This window comes from Cellulomonas sp. URHB0016 (genome assembly GCF_054057935.1).
On sequence record NZ_JBSRZU010000001.1, the window covers coordinates 3,884,484 to 3,903,873 of the forward strand.

Genomic DNA, 19,390 nt, shown 5'->3' on the forward strand with positions numbered 1-19,390 from the left:
TGTGGTCAGTCGGTGGTGGCCGCGGGTGGGCGGCCGAGGTCGCGGTTCTTGAGGCGGTAGGAGTCGCCTTTGAGGGCGATGACGTCGGCGTGGTGGACGAGCCGGTCGATCATGGCGGCGGCGACGGTGTCGTCGCCGAAGACCTCGCCCCAGCGTCCGAACGGCTTGTTCGAGGTGACGATCAGCGAGGCACGTTCGTAGCGAGCCGAGACGAGCTGGAAGAACAGGTTCGCAGCTTCGGGCTCGAACGGGATGTAGCCGACCTCGTCGATGACGATCAGCGGGTAGCGGCCCAGGCGGCGTAGCTCGTCTTGCAGGCGCCCGTCGTGGTGCGCGGTCGCGAGCCGGTCGACCCACTGCGAGGCGGTCGCGAACAGGACCCGGTGACCGGCTTGGCAGGCGCGGACCGCGATCCCGGTCGCGAGGTGGGTCTTGCCGGTCCCAGGTGGGCCGAGGAACACCACGTTCTCCCGGGCGGTCACGAAGTCCAGGGTTCCGAGGTGGGCGATCTGGTCGCGGGGCAGGCCGCGGGCGTGCTCGAAGTCGAAGTCCTCCAACGACTTGCGGGACGGAAACCTCGCGGCCCGGATGCGTCCCTCGCCGCCGTGGGCCTCGCGGGCGGCGACCTCGCGTTGCAGGCAGGCGGCGAGGAACTCTTCGTGGGACCAGGACTCGGCCCGGGCCCGTTCGGCGAGCCGGTCGACGGCCTCACGCAAGCTCGGTGCCTTCAGCGCGCGGGTGAGGTAGGCCAGTTCGCTGCTCACGTCCCGGGCCGGGGACTTCACCGGGCTCATCACGCCACGTCCGTCAGGCCGAACGCCGCGTCGTAGGCGCTCAGGTCACGCTGCTCGACGTCGTCGACCGGCGCGGGTGCCGAGCGGCGAACGGCAGCGGCGGCGGACATCGCCAACGCTGCTTGCCGGTGGGCGGGGTCGGTGATCGTCTGCCACCGCGCCCAGCAGCGCGGATGGGTCGCCACGACCTTGGTGCCCAGCCGGACGGTGACCTGCTGCAGGTCGGCGACGACGTCGACGAACCGGCCGACCGCGACCGGGTCGACCGAGTAGTCGTTGGAGCCGAGGCGCACGTAGTGATCGCGCGGCAACCTGACCCGGGTGCGCCAACCCAGCTCAGGGACCACCGGCGGCAGCGTGAGCATCGCCGCCCGGTCGACCTGCCAGCGATCCTGCGGCCGGCAGCCCAACGCTCGATGCTGACGAGCGTTCGCCAGGACGAGCCAGTCGACCAGCTGGGTGTTGAAGTCGTCCGGGCCGGTGAACGTGCGCCCGGGCAGGAACGAGGTCTCCAGATAGCCGTTCGCCCGCTCGACCAGGCCCTTGGCCTCCGGGTCCCGCGGCCGGCACTGATGCACCCCGATCCCGAGCATCCCGCGGAACGCCTCGAAGTCGTCAGTCAGCTTCGGCTTGCCGGCCCGCCAGGACCCGACCGCGGCCTCGTTGTCCCAGACCAACTCCCTGGGGACTGCGCCCATGCGCTGCAGCAGGACCCAGTGCCCGGCGATCAGGTCCGGTGACAGCCGTGACGGCAGCATGATCGCGAACGTCATCCGCGAGTAGCCCGCGACCATCACCAGCACCGGCGGTGAGCCGACCTGCCCGGCGCCCAGTGCCACGTCGACCGGTGGAAACCACAGGTCGCACTGCACCCGCGCCCCAGCCTCGTAGGTGGTGCGCGTGGCCGGGTCCGGCGGCAGGTAGTACGGGCGCAGCACCCGCACCCGGTCCTTGAGCACGGTCAACGAGTGCTGCCAACCGATCCGCTGCGCGATCACCGTCGCCGGCATCGTCGGGCACGAGACCAGCAGCCCACGGATCAGTGGTTCAACCTCGTCGACCAGCGAGCCTCTCGCCGGGCGCTCGTACTTCGGCGGCGCGTCACGAGCCAACGCCCGCCGCACCGCGTTCCTCGAGACTCGCAGCTTGCGGGCGATCGCCTTGATCGCCATGCCCTCGACCCGTTGCAGCCTACGGATCTCCGCCCAGTCCTCCACGGTCATCACCCTCCTCAGCGTCGCCGAGGGGGTCCGTGTTCATCCGACGCCACGGGGTTAGTTTTCACGCGTCGCCGACATGGACAACATGGCGCCCGCATCGTCTCTCCGTAGCGGTCTCGCCGGCCCGTCACGGTCCACAGGTTGCTCATGCGTACAGTCCAGCGCTCGTCCTGGTTCGCGCCGTGTCCTGTTTCTCCAGAGCGCCTAGGCAATGGGTCGGCTGAAGAGGGCAGTGTCGCGGGAGAGCAACAGACGGCAAGTCACGGTCCGGTCCAGTCGGTGCATCGGCGCTGAAGGACCAGCCTCCGCCGAAGGTCGCGTCCCGGTAGCCCGCGCCGCGAGGGCTGGCTTTCGGCGGGGTAGGTGCGGGCTGTAGTCGCAGGGGATGGTCGTGGGGGGTTTGGGGTGTCGGAGCTCCGCACCTCGATGAAGTGGCTGACGAGTGCCAGACGACGGGTACGCCCCAGGCGCAGGGGCGGCATGGGAACCGTACGGGCAGTGGACGCCACCGTCGTCTGAAGGCTGGGACGTACTGCCCCGCAGCTACAGCTGCGACGGCCACAGGGTTGACGAGCACAAGCCCTCCGTCGCCGCGGGTCGAGTCGCCCGTCCGGCCGTGGGAATGTGCGAGCCCCGAGGGCGGTTGGACGGTAAGGTTGGCCGCGCTGCTCGTCCCTCGCGGGGCGGGCGGTGGTTGACAACTGAACATGGGGGTGATCGGTTTCGACGGTGATCGTCGAGCCAGGAGAAGCGGGTCGAGGACGCACGGTTATCTCGTCAACGCTCCGTGCAAACTTATAGGTGCCAATACACACAGCACCGACTTCGCCCTCGCCGCCTGAGCGAGCCTCGAAGTCCGTCGGCCTGAGTACGCTCTCGACTCAGTAACTGGCGTCATCTAGAGAGCCACTGCTGGTAGTCCTCGTCAGTGGGGCTACCGGGACTTTTAGCTGACTGAGCCCGTCCACGATCTTGTCTGCGTGAATCGTGGGGGCCGAGAAACTCATAGCAGACTGCACCCGGAGAATCCCTGGTTCTGCGTCATCGGACGCGGGTTCGATTCCCGCCACCTCCACCATTCAGTCGAGCGCCTCCGCCCCGCACATCGCGGGGCGGAGGCGCTCGTGGTTCTGGCGAATGGCTTCTCGTTCGGCAAGGCACCTTCATCCACGTCGCGCGCCCGCCGGGTTCCACGAGGACGGGACAGGCGCCCCGCTCCTGGTTGCCGGTGTCGGAGGCCGGACCCTTGCGGCCGACGCTTCCGACCTCGGAGACCTACTTGATGACCCGGACCTCCTGGGGCCAGCCGCACCCCTCGGCGACCCTGCCCGCCCACATCTTGGCCGTATCCACGTCTGGCACGTCGATGACGGTGATCCCGCCCAGGTACTCGGTGGTCTCGGTGAAGGGACCGTCGGTGATCGACACGGTCCCGCTCGTCGCGTCGGCGCTGAACGCGTCGGCCAGGTCCTCCTCGAGCCCGCCGGCGAAGACCAGGACCCCGGCCGCCTCCATGTCACGGACGACCGCCATGCTGGGCTCTCCACGCGGGTCTGGAACCACTCGGCTGGGTGGTCTCCGACCCACTGCTGGTTGAAGTAGATGGCGTACTGCGTCATGTCGCTCCTCCTGTGCGGCGCCCCGTGTGACCTGTTATCACTCTGACGGACGAGCCTTGCCGGAATCGACACGCTGGTCGAGCGAACGCGCAGCTGGTGGATGTCCTGGGCGGCCGATGGTCCAGCAACGCTGGAGGCGGTCGCCGTCGAGGCGATCAGCCGCGGTCGTGGAGCGTGATGTGGTACCCGTCGGGGTCGGCGAAGGTGAACGTCCGACCGAAGGCCCGTCGATCGGCCCCGAGACAATGGGTGGCCGGCGATCGTGAATGGCCTGGATGCCCGTGGCGTGGAGCCAGATCGCAGCAACGATGCCGGGCTGGGCGACGGATGAAAGATCTGTGCCGGCTCACATAGAACTCGGCGCAACACCAACGAAGCCCTCCCCGGCTGAACCGGGGAGGGCTTCGTTGACGTCAGGGAGCTGCGGGGTCCGCCCACGTCGGCGCGAGCGTGCGCGCCGAGCCTGTGTCGTCCAGGCCCGTGTCGTGCGAGCGGTGACGTTCAGTGCTCCCCGCGCACCTTCATCCACGCCGGCCGCCCGTCGGGATCCACGACGGCGCGGTACGCCGGCGCCGCCAGCAGTCGCTGCCAGAGCGGCAGGTGCACGGCAGGATGCACCCGCAGCCGACCGGGCGGACGCGGGCCCGAGCGCCCTCCGTCGTGCCACGCGTCGAGGGCGGCCGCACTCGAGCGCATGGCCTCGACCGCCTCGCCGGGGTCGATCAGCCCGGCGTCGTCGTCACGGTCGAGGTGCTCGCGCCACAGCTCGAGCCGGAGCTCTCGGGCGAACCGTCGCGCACCGTCGCCGAGGCCGCCGGGATCCCGTGGGGACCGTCCGTCCAGACGCCGGTCGAGGATCGCCGCGGTGAGCTCGGAGTCGTGCGTCCACGAGCGGCGGTTGAAGTTGTCGCTGCCCACCGTGGCCCACACGTCGTCGATCACGCAGACCTTGGCGTGCACGTAGACGGGGTCGTCGTCCCGGTTCTCGACGTCGAGCACCTGGACGCGGTCGCCACCCGCGGCACGCACGATCTGCAGGGCCCGGGCGTGGCCGAGCCGGACGGGCGGCAGGCCGAGCCGGTCGTCCTGGTCGGGGTACCGGGGCACGACCGCGACGAGGTGCAACCTGGGCTCGCGGCGCAGCGCGGCGGCGAACACGCGTGCGACGTCGGCCGACCAGAGGTACTGGTCCTCGACGTAGACGAGGCGGCGGGCTCGCCGCAGCGCCTTGGCGTACCCGCGGGCGGCGCTGCGTTCGCCGCCGGGGGCGAACGGGTAGCCGGGTCGGCGCCGGGGGTAGGTGCGCAGGAGCTGGACTGCGCACGTGCCCGCCTCGGGCGGGTCGGCGGCTGGCGGCGGGAGCGGGCCGGACTCGCGGTCTTCCCGGTGCAGCACGTCGGGGATCGCCTGCCACGGCAGCCGGGACAGGGCGGCGGGATCTTCCCACCGCTCGCGGAACACGTCCTCGACGTCGCGGACGGCCGGGCCACGGATCTGGACGTGGACGTCGTGCCAGGGCGGCCGTGGCCCGTACTGGTGGGCGAACGGCAGGGCCTGCGGATCGCCGTGGTGGTCGGCGTCGTCCCGCCGGCCGTGCGCCAGGTCGATCCCGCCGAGCAGGGCGATGTCGTCGGCGGGCCGCTCTGCGTGGCGGATGACGACGAACTTCTGGTGGTGGCTGCCGACCGCGCGCACACGCTGGTCGAGCAGCACCTCACCACCGACCTCGTTGACGCGTTCCGCGAGGTTGCGGTTCTCCTCGCTCGAGAACCGCAACCGGTCCAGGTGCGAACGCCACATCAGGCCCTTGACCAGAGCGCCGCGCCGCACCGCTGCCGACAGCGCGTCAGTGACGCTCGCACCACCGTCCGTCAGCTGTTCGTCGGGGTCTCCTCGCCAGTCACTGAACAGCACCAGGTCGCCTGTGCCGGCCTGGGCCAGCGCCTTGGCGAGGACCGCGAAGTACGTGGAGCCGTGCACGAGCGGGCGGACATCGTTGCCCTCCGTCCAGGGACGGATCCTTGTGGCGTCGTTGCCCCGCTGCTCCGCGGTGAGGAACCAGCCCAGGTCGCTCAGGCCTCCGGCGATCGCCGGCAGGTGCACGCCGGAGCGCGGCGTGCGACGCAGGCGCGCGGTGAGGCGGTGCGTCGAGAACGCGTGGCGGTGCACGGGACAAAACTCGCACAGGCGAGCGGCGGGGGCCACGCACGGGTGCATCCGGCCGCGCCGGGCTTACGCTCGATCGGATGATGCGTCCCACAGCCGCAACCGTCGGCGACCTTCGTGCGTCCGGGCATGTGCACACGTCGGTGCGTGCCGAGATCCGTACCAACCTCCTGTCTGCTCTCCGCGCAGGGCACGATCCCTGGCCCGGCATCCACGGCTTCGACGACACGGTCGTCCCGCAGCTCGAGCGCGCGCTGATCGCGGGTCACGACGTGGTGCTGCTCGGCGAGCGGGGCCAGGGCAAGACGCGGCTCCTGCGCACGCTGGTGGGACTGCTCGACGAGTGGTCCCCGGTCATCGACGGGTCGGAGATCGGCGAGCACCCGTTCGAGCCGATCACCGCGGCCAGCAGACGTCGGGCGACGGAGCTCGGCGACGACCTGCCGGTCACGTGGCGCCACCGTGACGAGCGGTACGTCGAGAAGCTCGCGACCCCGGACACGAGCGTCGCCGACCTGATCGGCGACGTGGACCCCATGAAGGTCGCCGAGGGGCGTGCGCTCGGCGACCCCGAGACGATCCACTTCGGCCTCGTCCCACGCGGCCACCGGGGGATCGTCGCGATCAACGAGCTACCCGACCTCGCCGAGCGCATCCAGGTCGCCATGCTCAACGTGATGGAGGAGCGAGACATCCAGATCCGCGGCTACGTGGTGCGGCTCCCGCTCGACGTGCTCGTGGTGGCGACCGCGAACCCGGAGGACTACACGAACCGCGGCCGCATCATCACGCCGTTGAAGGACCGCTTCGGCGCGGAGATCCGGACGCACTACCCGACGGAGCTGGCCGACGAGGTCGCCGTCATCCGTCAGGAGGCAGCGCTCGTCGCGCAGGTGCCGGACCACCTCGTCGAGATCCTGGCTCGCTTCACCCGGGCGCTGCGGGAGTCGAGCGCCGTCGACCAGCGCAGCGGGGTGAGCGCCCGGTTCGCCATCGCGGGGGCGGAGACGGTCGCCGCCTCGGCTCTGCACCGTGCCGCACGGCAGGGCGAAGCCGCCGCCGTGGCGAGGCCTGTCGACCTGGAGACGGCGGTGGACGTCCTGGCGGGCAAGATCGAGTTCGAGTCCGGCGAGGAGGGCCGCGAGGACGAGATCCTCGAGCACCTGCTGCGCACCGCGACGGCGGAGACCGTCCGGGCGCACTTCCGGGGCGTCGACTTCGGGCTCCTGGTGGACGCGATCCAGGGCGGGGCCATGGTGTCGACCGGCGAGCAGGTGCCGGCACGCCACGTGCTGACCGGCCTGCCCGCGCTCGGGGAGTCGGAGCTCTACGACGAGATCTGCGCTCGGCTCGGCGCGACGAACGACGGTGAGCGGGCCGCCGCGATCGAGCTCGCGCTGGAGGGCCTGTACCTGGCTCGCCGGATCAGCAAGGAGTCGGGGGGCGGCGAGACCATCTATGGCTAGGGCCAACCGGCGGCTGTCCCGGCGCTCCCGGTACACCCCGTACGCCGACGGGCCTGACCCGCTCGCGCCGCCGGTGGACCTCGCCGAGGCGCTGGACGCGATCGGTGAGGACGTCATGGCGGGCTCCTCGCCCGAGCGGGCGGTGCGTGAGTTCCTGAGGCGCGGCGGGCGGGACCGCGCCGGGCTGGACGAGCTGGCGCGGCGGGTCGTGGAACGGCGCCGCACGCTCACGCGCACACACCACCTGGACGGCACGCTGCAGGAGGTCAAGGAGCTGCTCGACCGCGCGGTCCTGGCCGAGCGCAAGCAGCTCGCGCGCGACGTCGACATGGACGAGGGCGACCGTGCCCTGGCGCAGATGCTCCTCGACGACCTGCCGTCCTCACCAGCGGCGGCCGTCAACGACCTCAGCGCCTACGACTGGCGGAGCGGTGAGGCGCGGGCGGAGTTCGACAAGATCAAGGACCTCCTCGGCCGGGAGGTCCTGGACCAGCGATTCGCCGGCATCAAGCAGGCGCTGGAGAACGCGAGCGACGCCGACCGGGCCGCCCTGAGCGAGATGCTCGCCGATCTCAACGACCTGCTCGACGCCCGAAGGCGCGGCGAAGACACTCCGGAGCAGTTCGACGACTTCATGGCCAAGCACGGCGACTACTTTCCTGAGCGGCCACGCACCCTCGACGAGCTCCTGGACGCGCTCGCGGACCGGGCCGCCGCTGCGCAGCGCATGCGCAACTCCATGACGCGCGAGCAGCGCGACGAGCTCGACGCACTGGCCCAGCAGGCCTTCGGCTCTCCCGACCTCATCAGCGGCCTCGGTCGGCTGGACGACAGCCTGCGCTCCCTGCGGCCCGGGGAGGACTGGGGAGGATCGGAGCGGCTGGACGGGGAGAACGGGCTCGGGCTCGGGGACGGTACGGGTGTGTTCCAGGACCTCGCCGATCTCGACGCGCTGGCCGAGCAGCTCGCGCAGTCCTACCAGGGCTCCCAGCTCGACGACCTCGACCTGGAGAAGCTGGCGCGTCAGCTGGGGTCGGACGCGGTGGTGGACGCGCGGACCCTGCAGCGGCTGGAGAAGGCCCTGCGCGAGTCCGGCACCCTCCGTCGTGGCACGGACGGCCAGCTCGCCATGACGCCGAAGGCCATGCGGCAGCTCGGCAAGGCGGTGCTGCGCTCCGTCGCCGAGACGATGTCGGGCCGGACGGGCGGCCACGAGGTCCGCCGGTCCGGCGGTGCCGGAGAGCCGTCGGGGTCGACCCGCGAGTGGGCGTTCGGCGACACGGAGCCGTGGGACGTCACCCGGACGATCACCAACGCGCTCACCCGGCTGTCCGCCGAGCGGCGTCCGGACGGGCGACCGGTCCAGATCGTGGTCGAGGACGTCGAGATCCGGGAGGCCGAGGCGCGGACGCAGGCGTGCGTGGCCCTGCTCGTCGACACGTCGTTCTCCATGGCGCTGGAGGGCCGGTGGGTCCCGATGAAGCGCACGGCGCTCGCCCTCCACACGCTGGTCACGAGCCGGTTCCGCGGCGACGACCTGCAGCTCATCGGCTTCGGACGCAGCGCGTCGGTCATGCAGATCGAGCAGCTCGTCGGGCTGGAGGAGAAGTGGGACAAGGGGACGAACCTGCATCACGCGCTGCTGCTCGCGAACCGCCACTTCCGCAAGCACCCGAACGCTCAACCGGTGCTTCTCGTGGTCACCGACGGCGAGCCGACGTCGCACCTCGAGTCCGACGGTGAGGTCTTCTTCGACTACCCGCCGCACCCCCTGACGATCGCGCTCGCGGTCCGGGAGCTGGACGCCTCGACGCGCCTGGGCGCGCGCACGACGTTCTTCCGCCTCGGCGACGACCCCGCCCTCGCCCGCTTCGTCGATGCCATCGCCAAGCGGGCCGGAGGCACCGTCGTGACGCCCGAGGCCGACGACCTCGGCGCCGCGGTCATCGGCTCCTACCTGCGCTCCCGGCGCAGCGGCGCCTTCGGCGGATGGGGTCGCGACGAGGAGTGGTGAGCCGACGGCTCAGAAGAAGGGCCACGGGAACGCCGGCATCTCTCCGCGGGGGCCCGGGAACACTCCCTTGCGGAGCAGCCGGTCGCAGCGGGCTGCCAACGCGCCCAGCTCGGCATCGTCGAGGAGCTCGGAGAGACGGTGGCCGAGCTCGCCGTCGAGATCGGCACGAACCCGCTCCACGCCCGCCACCTCGGCCGGGTCGAGCGCGTCGCCCTGCCACCCCCACAGGACCGTCCGGAGCTTGTGCTCCGGGTGGAAGGTGACGCCGTGGTCGACGCCGTAGCGGTGACCGTGCCGCGTCGGGAGGATGTGGCCGCCCTTGCGGTCCGCGTTGTTCACGACGACGTCGAACACGGCCATCCGCCGCAGGGCAGGGGAGTCCTCGTGCACGAGGGTCACCGGCCGGTCGTGCTCGTCGACGCCCCGGAACACCGCGCGCCAGCCCTCCGTGGGCGCGGCCCGTGCAGGAACCACGTCGACCGGTTCCTGCTCGCGGTCCGGTTCCTGCCAGAGCTGCACCATGCCTCGGCCCAGCGGACCGTCACGCAGGCAGGTGGCCGGCACGACGTCCCACCCGAACGCCTCGGAGACCAGGTAGGCCGCCCACTCCCGACACGCCAGGGTGCCGTCCGGGAAGTCCCACAGCGGGCGCTCGCCGGCGGCCGGCTTGTAGACCACGGAGGTGTCGCCGATCTTCGCGAGGAAGGTCGCGTTCGACGCGGTCGAGATGCGCCCGACGAGCTCGAGCTCACCGGCGACGAGGTCGAGCTCGCCCGCCGTCACGAGTCGCCCTTCACGGACTGGGCCGTCACGGACCGGGCCCTCACGGGCTGGGCCGTCACGACTCGTCGAGGACGCCGCACACGTGGCCGCCGTCGTCCACGGGCCTGCCGCAGAGCGGGCACAGCGGGCGACCCGAAGCGACGACCTGACGGGTGCGCTGGACGAACGCCCGCGCGGTCCCCACCGGCATGCGCACCAGCAGCATCTCGGTCGGCTCGGTCTCGTCCTTCCCGGCCTCGTCGTCGGTGTCGTCGGCCTCGACGAACGGGAACGCCTCCACGACCACCTGTGCGGTGGCCGGATCCCAGCCCAGGCGCATCAACCCGGCGCGGAACTGCTCCTCGACGGGCTGGTCGAGGGGCTCGTCGTCGACGAGCTCGGCGGGCGTGGTGGCCGGGACGCTGAACCGGTTGCCCTCGTCGGCCATGAGCGCGTCCAGGATCTCGTCGATCTTGTCGGCGAGGACCGAGGACTGCTGCTTCTCCAGGGCGACGCTCGCGCTCCGGGCGCCGTCGCGGACCTGCAGGTAGAAGGTGCGCGAACCTGGACGCCCGACGGTGCCGACGACGACACGGTCGGGCCAGTCGAACTGGTGCACGAGGGTCGGCATGCCGGTCAGTTTACGAGGGGGACGGGCCGTCGACCGGTTCAGGGGTGCCACGGCCGGAGCCGCCGCCGACCTGCGCGTCGCCCACGGGGGCGGGGGCGCGGAGCCATGACAGGTCACCGGCGTCCGTGTTGGTCGACACCACCTCGGGGCGACGGGCGCCGTACCGGACGATCGAGACCGATCCCGGGTCGACGGTGATCCGCTGGAAGAGGTCGAGGTGCATGCCCAGGGCGTCCGCGAGGACGGACTTGACGATGTCACCGTGCGTGACCGCGACCCACACCGTGCCGGCACCGTGCTCCGCCTCCAGCGCCGCGCCCTGCCGGCGGACCGCCGCCACCGCCCGGGCCTGCATCGCGGCGAGCGACTCGCCGCCCGGGAACTCGGCGGCAGACGGCTGGTTCTGCACCACCGACCACAGCGGCTCCTGAGCGAGCTCACGAAGGGCTCGGCCCTGCCAGCGGCCGTAGTCGCACTCCACGATGCCCGCGTCGAGACGCGGTACGAGGGAGTCCCGCTGGCTCGCGGCGATGATCCGTGCGGTCTGCCGGCATCGCACCAGAGGGCTCGAGACGACCGCCGCCAGCGGGACGTCGGCGAGCCGTCGCGCTGTCCGCTGGGCCTGGTCGCGTCCGACCTCGTCGAGCCGGACCCCGGCGGCGCGTCCGCTCAGGATCCCCGCGACGTTGGCCGTGCTGCGGCCGTGCCGGACGAGGATGACGGTGGGCATGTCCGGAGCCTAGGCAGCCGCCGTCTCAGTGCTCGTGCTTGATCACGAAGTACGAGCCGCGGATGGTGCCCGCGAGCTTGGACTTCTGTCGAGCGAACTTGAAGCCCGCCGCGGCGAGCTCCTCGGGAACGTCCATGCCGTCGGAGAGCTTGAACCCGACCGCACGCTTGGTCCCGTCCGCGAGGCCGTACATCACGTTGATCGACAGACCCGACTCGTAGAAGACGTACGCCATCCGGGTCCCGTCGACCACGAACTCCGTCGCCTCGAGCGGCCGGGCGGAGATCACCAGGTCACGCTCGTCCTGCAGGATCCCGTGCACCCACGCGATCGTCTCCGCCGCCTCGGCCGCCGGCTCGACGGTGAAGACGTGGTCGAACTTGTTCTTGAAGTAGCGCGCCTCGTTGGCCCTGAGGCCGGCGAGAGCGTCCGGCACCGGCGAGGACTCCAGCCCGGTGGTGGACACATCTGTGAAGTCGACGACGTACGGCACGTGAACCCTCTCAGCGGGGGACCTGACGCCGGGAAGTTTATCCACCGTCCCGCACGGGGGTGAGCTATCGCGGACCCGTCCGAAGTACCCCGTCAGCGCCGCGGTCGACGTGACCTGCCGCGACCGCGAACGCCAGCGCCCCGGCGAGCCGCTCCCTGATGGCGTCGGTCCGCCGTCGTCCACCGAAGCGGTTCAGGGCGGCGAGCATGATCTCGTCGTCCGTCATGCCGCCCGACTCCTCCGCCGCGATCCGCATCGCGTTGGCGATCTCCCGCAAGCACACCTCGTCCAGGGGCCTGCTCTCCCCGGCGACCGGCTCACGCGCGTACGGCCACTCCGAGGGGTCGATCCCGCTCGGCCAGTAGAAGTCGTCGCCGTTCCTCGGCGCGTGCTCGGCAGGCACGACTCCCAGGATCGCGCGCTTGCGGTCCTCGCTGACGCGGCTGAGGCCGAAGGAGCTCGCGACGAGCTTCGCGAGCCGGTCGGGGTGGATGGGGCCCTCCGCCTCGATCGCGGCCTGGGCCGCGCGGGCGACCTGGGCAGCGGCATGGTGGAACGGCAGGTCGTCGAGGACCTTCCGCTCGCCCTGTCGCTGTGGTGTCCACTCGCGGTACTCGATGACGAGCGGGTGCCTCCTCGTCGGTCGGATCCCGTCCGACGAGGGTGCCGGCCCGCCAGGTGGCGGCTGCGCAGACGCCGACGCCACGCTGCTCGGCTCCGAGTGGGTGGTGACCGGGTGGGCCGGAGCGGGCTCCGCCGGTCGTGAGGCCACCACCTTCGCCTCGGCGATCGCGTGCTCGAGCCGAGCGAGGGTGCCGGGGCGATCCCTCATCCACTCGGGGAGCCAGACACGCTCGACCCCTGGCCACCGCATCATCACCTTGAGCACGTCGACCGGAAGCCCGTCCCGGTCGGCGACGGTTCGGCGCGATCGCCAGCTCGGTCCGTCCAGGAGGATCGCGAGGAGCGGCCGGTCGGGATCGGCGGTGTCGGCGACGGAGATGTCGACGCGGAAGTCCGACAGCCCCACGTCCGTGCCGACCGCGTGACCGGCGAGCCGCAGCTCACCGGCGATGTCGTCGCGGTGACGGTCGACGAGCGCGACCCGCCGGCCGTCGTCGCGCACCGCCTCGACCCCGCGAGAGGCGAGCTCGAGGTAGGCCTTGAGGTGCTTGGTGCCGATCTGGGTCGTCTCCTCGGCACGCAGGTGACCGGGGTCGAAGCTGGCGTAGAGGACCACCTGGCGTCGCGCTCGCGTGACGGCGACGTTCAGCCGGCGCTCACCGCCGGGCTTGGAGAGCGGACCGAAGTTCAGCGGGACCACACCCTTGTCGTTCGCGCTGAAGGCGATGGAGAACAGGATGCAGTCGCGCTCGTCGCCCTGGACGTTCTCCAGGTTCTTGACGAACAGCCCGTCGGCCTGGTCGAGGGCGTGGACGATCCGGTCGTCGCCGCTGTCGCGCAGCAGGTTCTCGATGAGGTCGCGCTGCTGGGCGTTGAAGGTGATGACGCCCAGCGAGGGCACGTGGTCCGGCGCCGCCCAGAACCGTTGCCGGACGTCCTCGACGATCGCCTGGGCCTCGACCTGGTTGGTCCTCAGGTACCGACCCCGGCCACCGCGCTCGAACGTGCCGTCGACCCGGACGAGCGAGATCCCGTAGCCGTCCGGGTGCGAACGTGGGTCGCGCGGGAGCGGTGCGGGAAAGCTCGAGAGACGGTTCTCGTAGTAGTGGTGGTTGCTGAACGCGATGAGGGACTCGTCCTGGCTCCGGTAGTGCCACGACAGCCACTTGCTCGGGACCCTCGCCTGGACGCACTCGCTCAGGATCGACTCCTCGTCGACCACGTTCTCGGGGAGGTACTCCTCGTCGTCCTCCGCGCTCGCGCTCGCCTCGGCGAACTGTGTCGGGGGCATCTGCTTGCTGTCGCCGACCACCACCACGGAGTGCGCGCGCCCCATGGCGCCGACGGCGTCCGCGACCCGGATCTGCGACGCCTCGTCGAACACGACGATGTCGAAGAGGTCCGCCCGCGCGGGGAAGAACCGGGCCACGGACTCCGGGCTCATCAGGGTGCAGGGCATGATCTGCGTGATGAGGTCGCCGTAGCTGTCCATCAGGGCGCGGACCGTCATGCCGCCTCGTTGCCGTTCGAGCTGGCGGCGCAGCCCGCCCATCTGCCCTGTCGCGGCGCCGGAGCTGAACCGTCGCGCTTCGAGGATCGCCTGGGGAATCGCCCTGGGGAGCTCACCGCGGACCGAACGGGACGCCGTGGTGAAGCGCTCGATCGTCCGGTTGTGGGCGGCGATGTCGAAGTCGCCGAGCGCCGTCGCCTCGCTCCGCTCGGCGAGGGAGGCGAGTGCGAGCCCCCGGTCGAAGGCGATCACCGCGTCGTCGGGAGCCATCGTCCCGTCGAGCAGCGCCGAGCGGGCGGCGGTCAGCCCGCGGGTGCGGAGCGGTTCGACGGCTCGGGTGAGGTCCAGCCAGCGCTCGAGGCTCACGGAGGTCGTGAGGTTCCGTTCGGCTCGGGACTCCAGCCACGACGGGAGGAAACCGGACTCGCCCTGCCACCTGCGGAGCTCGTCGGGCTGCGCGGGGACGGCGACCGTGAACGCGGACCATGCGTCGGCCAGGGCGCCGAGCTCGACCTCCAGAGCATGTCGCGGCGTCGACGCGTAGTACGCGCGCAGGTCTGCCGACCGGGGAGCGCCCGCGTCGCTCAGGACGTCTCCGGTCCACACGACCCAGGCGATCTCGTCACGGATCCGCGCCGCCTGCTCGGGCACCGCAGGGTTCCACGCGTCGTCGGTCAACGGGAGCGGGACCTGCCGAGCGGCGGAGCGTGCCGCCGAGACGCGTTCGAACGTGTCCGCGAGGTCGCCGGTGAGCGTCGACAGCGACTTCAGGGGCACCGAGGTCGCAGGCGCGACGAGCGCGTCGGAGAGCTGCGCGAGCACTGCTGCTCTGCGCTTCTTGCGGCCGAAGAAACCCGACGCGTCCGCCGTGACAGCGGCCTGGTGGATCGCGGCCACATCGCGCTCCATGACCTCCGGGGAGACGACGGCACGCCACGCGGCACCGTCCTGCGACAGCGCGTCGAGCTCGCTGTGCAACGTCTCGAGGTGACCTCGCCACGCGGGAGCGTGCAGCGCGTCGACGGCATCGAGCGGGTGTCTGGGCGCTTCTGCCAGCCGCGCCCAGGCCCGGACGTCGTCGGGGTGGTCGAGGTGTCGCAGCGGGTCGAGGGACGCGCCGGCGTCGATCACCTGCCGGAGCGCGCCGTCGAGATCCCGGCTCGCGGCGAGCACGCCCGGGACATCCAGCGGCGTGGCCCCCTCGTCGACGAAGCGCCACGGATGACGAGGGCGGGGGCGGGCGAGGTCGGCATGCTCCGGGACCCGACGGAGCGCGCGGCGGAGCTCGTCGGCCTGCTCGACGGAGCCCGCGGACACCAGTGCGTGCGGCACGTCCATGGCCGGCACGCTGTGGTCGGAGGCGAGGTCGAACGCCCGGGCGGAGTAGAGGGAGTGGCCGACCGCGTTCTGCTCGTGCAACCGGTCGGCGTAGAGGCCGAGGCGCCGCCGGGCGGCGTCGACGGTCTCCACGTCGGATCGCATCGCGTCCTCGTCGGCCCGCACGTGCAGGTCGAGTGCCGTCCTGATCTGGCTGCGGACGGCGGCAGGGCGAGCCCCCTTGTCGTGCAGGTCCAACGACAGGTCTCCGAGCCCGACGTCGACGAGCCGCTTCTTCACCACGTCGAGCGCTGCCCGCTTCTCCGCGACGAACAGCACCCGTCGTCCCGACGCGAGCGCTCGCGCCAGCAGGTTGGTGATCGTCTGTGACTTGCCGGTCCCTGGTGGGCCCTCGAGCACGAACGTGTGGCCCGCGACCGCGTCGCCGACGGCCTCGAGCTGCGAGCTGTCTGCGGGGACCGGTACGAGCGCCCCCAGCTCGTCGAGGTCGGTGTCGGCCGCACGCTCGACCGGATCGACGAAGCTCTCCAGCGGGGTGTGGATCAGGTGCGTCACGAGGCTGTTCGAGGAGAGCGTCTCCCAGTTCTGGTCGAGGTCCTTCCACAGCGGGAACTTCGCGAACTGGAGGATCGCGAGCTCCGCAGTCTCCTCCACCCGGAACGGCAGCCCTGCCTTGGCGACCGACGCCCGGAGGGCGCTGAGAGCGGCGGGGAGGTCCACACCGGAGGCGTCCTCGACGGGGCTCTCCAGGTCGGGCACCTCGAGCCCGAAGCTCACGCGCAGCTTCTCGAGCAGGCAGTAGTTCGGTGTCGACGCCCCGGACTCGTCGATGCTCAGGCGGTACGTCTCGCCCCGGCTCGTCGTCGACAACGTGACGGGGACGAGGATCAGCGGTGAGCGGAGGTCGCGTTCGCCGAACCGCCACCGAAGCATCCCGAACGTGAGGTACAGGTTGTTGGAACCCGTCTCCTCGACGATCGTCTTCGCCTTGTACGCCAGGTAGCGGAGCTTGGTCTTGTAGCTGGCTCCCGTGACGTCGACGAAGACCGCTCGCTTGTCCGCGAGCATCACCTCGCGCTCCTTCTCGGGAAGGTCTCGACCGAAGCGGAGCCCTCGTGCCGACTCCACGCTGCCGACCGAGTCGGACGGGACGAGCGTGATCGGGTTCCGTGCGTTGACCAGGTCCTCGAGGTGAGCGAGTGCGGGGCCGGGAACCTCCAGGTGGTACCCGGACCGGTCGGTGTAGTTGATCAGCCGGTTGCGCAGGCTCAGGTCGAGCAGCGCGTTCTTCCACCGGGCGACCCGCACCGGCGCCGATGCCCGCTCGGTCGCGGCGCGTTCGGCCGGACTGCCGAGGTACGGCGCGACGACGGGCCCCACCCCCGGCTCGTAGACGGTGACGACCACCTGGCCGTCCCCTGCGACGGTGCGGCTCGGGAGCGGGAAGATCTCGGTCCGGCGAGCCTGACGGACGTCGGTGACGCCGAGCACGTCGGAGAGGTCACCCCCCAGCCGGGACCGTGCCGCACGGGTCGCGTCGTCGAACGGTGCGCCGTCGGCTCCGCCGGTGAGCATCGTCGTCTCGACGAGGGTGATGAGGCCGAGGTCGACGAGGTTGACGATCTCGTCGACCTCGACGGACGTCACGACCGAGAGGCTGGAGTCGTACCGCCAGTACCCCAGGAAGATGTGCCCCCTGAGCAGCCACAACGTCGAGTTGATGCCCGCCTGCTCGAGGACCGCCGCCATCGTCAGCGTCGTGTCGAGACACGTGCCGAGACGCCCCTCGAGGACCTCCTGCGGTGTGCGGACCTTCTGGCCGACACCACCCCAGCTGGCCGGAGGCTCCGCGTACCGGATGTCCCGGCCGCGCATCGCCTCGTAGACCGACGCGGCGATCGCGTCCACCCGTGCGGGGTCGTCCGACTGGTAGCCGTTGAGCGACGAGTCACCGGTCACCGACCTGAGCCGGTCCGAGGTCTCCAGGAGCAAGGGCGCGATCGACGCGGAGTTGGGCTGGACGTGGGCCGCGAGCATCTCCATCGCCAGGTGCTCCGGACGGGCCATCCACTGGCTCGCGGCCAGCACCTGGACGTCCTTCGCGGTGGTCGCCAGCGGCAGTCCCGACGGATCTCGCAGCGTCGCGACGATCCGGCCCGGCTGCTGCTCGTCGACAGCCAGCATGCTCGCCGGGTCCAGCACCAGCCCGACCGTGCGAAAGCTCGTGGTCTGTCCGTCGGCGACGTCGAGCAGGAGCACCTTCGGTCCGCCCAGCGAACCGCCCGCGCACGTCACCTCCACCTCGAGCGAAGCGCCGCGGACGTCCGAACCGTGGTGTGTCACCGCGATCTCGTCGATGACCGTCACCCTGCAGTGCGCCATCGCGTAGCTGAGGACCGGCAGACCGCTGACGCGGATCGTCGACGCACCGGACGGTGACGCCGGGTCGGCGTCCGTCGTCGACTGCACGTCGGCGGGTTCTCCTCCTTCCGAGACTGCCGGAGCGGCGACCGGGCCAGGGATCAGCCCGCCCTTGGCCGCTGCGATCCGGTCCGCCTGCACCTCGGCCCCGACCTCCCGGAGCAGCAGCTCGGCGGAGTCGAGGGCGCGGAACGCGCTCGCACCCGAGAAGGGCTGGTTGTGCGCCCACTGGTTGCGGACCTGCCGGAGCTCGCTCGCGTAGTTCTGCCCCTGACGGGAGACGGAGCGGCTGAACGGGAACCCCAGCTCGCCGAGCCGTTCGGTCATGGCACGCAGCAGCAGCGAGAGATCCCGCTCGGAGTACACACCGCCGCGCTTGCCGGCGGTCGCGTCCTTGCGCCGCAGCAGCTCCGTCCAGGGAACCTCGACCGGGAGGAGCTCGGCGAACGTGCGCTCGACGAACGGCGCCAGGCCGTCGATGAGGAGGGCGAGCGCGTCACCGACCTCGCCATGGTGGTCGACCTCGTCCAACTCCGGCACCCCGCTCCGTCTCGTGCAGCCTTGCCCGACCGTTCGGACCCGGCGCCCCATGGTGATGCTTACCACCGACAGCGTCCGGAATCTCGCGGCCGTTGTTCGAGCGTGCGAAGTCTGATGAGCTGACCTCCGTGGACACCGCCGTCGAAGCCGCGATCCGCGACCACATCATTCGCTGGGTGCGTGAGCGGGCCGAGGCCAACGGCGGCTTCCTGCACCGGGACGAGCTGTTGGGTTTCACGGTCGACGGCACCCGGCTGCCGATCATCGACTACTCCCGCGGCATCCGGAATCCCGCCGGCTTCAGCTCGACGTTGGCGATCGTCTCGTCCGTGCACGGGCCGTACGACGATGTCGAGAGCGAGGCCGACGGGCTGTTGCACTACGCGTACCGCGACGGGGACCCGTTCGGAGGCGACAACGTCAAGCTCCGGGCGGCGATCAGGACCGGCATGCCGCTGATCTTGTTCCGCAAGGAGGTCCCCAGCTACTACACGCCGATCGCACCGGTCTACGTGGTCGACGACTATCCGGAGGAACGGACATTTCTCGTCGCTCTCGACGAGTCGTTCCGCTTCATGGGTGACCTCAAGGAGCTCACCGTGGAGCAGCGGGCATACGCGGTGCGGCTGGCAAGGCAACGGTTGCACCAGCCGGCGTTCCGTACGCGAGTGCTGCTCGCGTACGAGACGCGTTGCGCGATGTGTCGGCTGGCGCACGGTTCGCTGCTGGACGCCGCGCACATCGTCCCTGACGGCGAGGAGCTCGGTGTTCCGACGACGGTCAACGGGTTGGCGCTCTGCAAGATTCACCACGCCGCCTACGACCAGAACATGCTCGGTGTGAACCCGGACTACACCATCCACCTCGATCGTCGGCTTCTCGACGAGATCGACGGCCCGATGCTCCGGCATGGGTTGCAGGAGATGCACGGGACTCGCATCACTCTGCCGCGACGGCCGGTGGATGCGCCCTCGCGCGATCTGCTCGCGTGGCGATGGGAGCGCTTCACCAGCGCACGCTGACGCCGGGTCGCCCACGCGCGGTACACCGGGAACCTGACCG

General features: G+C 71.0%; 12 protein-coding genes, 1 other RNA gene and 1 pseudogene. 4 read left to right on the forward strand and 10 right to left on the reverse strand.

Going from position 1 to position 19,390, the window contains the following annotated elements:
- Positions 1 to 5 precede the first annotated feature (5 nt).
- Positions 6 to 794 (reverse strand): IS21-like element helper ATPase IstB, encoded by a 789-nt coding sequence (istB, locus tag ACVW07_RS17810; protein WP_456819288.1) that lies wholly within the window; start codon positions 792 to 794, stop codon positions 6 to 8.
- The gene (gene istA, locus ACVW07_RS17815; protein ID WP_456819289.1) at positions 794 to 2,020 is read right to left on the reverse strand and encodes an IS21 family transposase; all 1,227 of its coding nucleotides are present in this window, start codon (positions 2,018 to 2,020) and stop codon (positions 794 to 796) included. The genes istB and istA overlap by 1 nt, the downstream gene beginning before the upstream one ends.
- A gap of 703 nt (positions 2,021 to 2,723) precedes the next feature.
- Here istA and ssrA point away from each other — a divergent pair.
- Positions 2,724 to 3,092, forward strand: a transfer-messenger RNA (tmRNA) gene (gene ssrA, locus ACVW07_RS17820).
- A 197-nt stretch (positions 3,093 to 3,289) separates the two neighbouring features.
- Here the strand turns inward: ssrA and ACVW07_RS17825 are convergent.
- The 3 genes and pseudogenes from ACVW07_RS17825 to ACVW07_RS17835 form a co-directional block, all read right to left on the reverse strand.
- On the reverse strand, positions 3,290 to 3,547 hold the full coding sequence (locus tag ACVW07_RS17825) for a YciI family protein (RefSeq protein WP_456820542.1): 258 nt from the start codon (positions 3,545 to 3,547) through the stop codon (positions 3,290 to 3,292).
- A gap of 241 nt (positions 3,548 to 3,788) precedes the next feature.
- Positions 3,789 to 3,976: pseudogene (locus ACVW07_RS17830) on the reverse strand (VOC family protein); the annotation flags it as partial.
- 158 nt (positions 3,977 to 4,134) lie between these two features.
- Positions 4,135 to 5,802: a phospholipase D family protein gene (locus ACVW07_RS17835; protein WP_456820543.1), complete on the reverse strand. Its 1,668-nt coding sequence runs from the start codon at positions 5,800 to 5,802 to the stop codon at positions 4,135 to 4,137.
- 77 nt (positions 5,803 to 5,879) lie between these two features.
- Between ACVW07_RS17835 and ACVW07_RS17840 the strand changes: the two genes are divergently transcribed.
- Together ACVW07_RS17840 and ACVW07_RS17845 are read left to right on the forward strand one after the other, a co-directional pair.
- A complete protein-coding gene (locus ACVW07_RS17840; protein WP_456820544.1) occupies positions 5,880 to 7,265 on the forward strand; it encodes a magnesium chelatase in 1,386 nt (461 codons plus the stop codon).
- On the forward strand, positions 7,258 to 9,279 hold the full coding sequence (locus tag ACVW07_RS17845; protein ID WP_456820545.1) for a vWA domain-containing protein: 2,022 nt from the start codon (positions 7,258 to 7,260) through the stop codon (positions 9,277 to 9,279). Before ACVW07_RS17840 ends, ACVW07_RS17845 begins: the two co-directional genes overlap by 8 nt.
- A 9-nt stretch (positions 9,280 to 9,288) precedes the next feature.
- Here ACVW07_RS17845 and ACVW07_RS17850 read toward each other — a convergent pair whose 3' ends face one another.
- The 5 genes from ACVW07_RS17850 to ACVW07_RS17870 form a co-directional block, all read right to left on the reverse strand.
- On the reverse strand, positions 9,289 to 10,062 hold the full coding sequence (locus ACVW07_RS17850) for an SCO1664 family protein (protein ID WP_456820546.1): 774 nt from the start codon (positions 10,060 to 10,062) through the stop codon (positions 9,289 to 9,291).
- A gap of 55 nt (positions 10,063 to 10,117) precedes the next feature.
- Positions 10,118 to 10,672, reverse strand: coding sequence for a DUF3090 domain-containing protein (locus ACVW07_RS17855; protein WP_456820547.1), 555 nt, complete (start codon positions 10,670 to 10,672; stop codon positions 10,118 to 10,120).
- 10 nt (positions 10,673 to 10,682) lie between these two features.
- Positions 10,683 to 11,402 (reverse strand): MSMEG_4193 family putative phosphomutase, encoded by a 720-nt coding sequence (locus ACVW07_RS17860; protein ID WP_456820548.1) that lies wholly within the window; start codon positions 11,400 to 11,402, stop codon positions 10,683 to 10,685.
- Positions 11,403 to 11,427: 25 nt separating this feature from the next.
- The gene (locus ACVW07_RS17865; RefSeq protein ID WP_456820549.1) at positions 11,428 to 11,895 is read right to left on the reverse strand and encodes a phage tail protein; all 468 of its coding nucleotides are present in this window, start codon (positions 11,893 to 11,895) and stop codon (positions 11,428 to 11,430) included.
- Between the two features lie 64 nt (positions 11,896 to 11,959).
- Complete coding sequence (locus tag ACVW07_RS17870; protein WP_456820550.1) at positions 11,960 to 18,328, reverse strand: DUF3320 domain-containing protein; 6,369 nt, start codon at positions 18,326 to 18,328, stop codon at positions 11,960 to 11,962.
- A gap of 128 nt (positions 18,329 to 18,456) precedes the next feature.
- Between ACVW07_RS17870 and ACVW07_RS17875 the strand changes: the two genes are divergently transcribed.
- Positions 18,457 to 19,350: an HNH endonuclease gene (locus tag ACVW07_RS17875; protein WP_456820551.1), complete on the forward strand. Its 894-nt coding sequence runs from the start codon at positions 18,457 to 18,459 to the stop codon at positions 19,348 to 19,350.
- Positions 19,351 to 19,390: the final 40 nt, after the last annotated feature.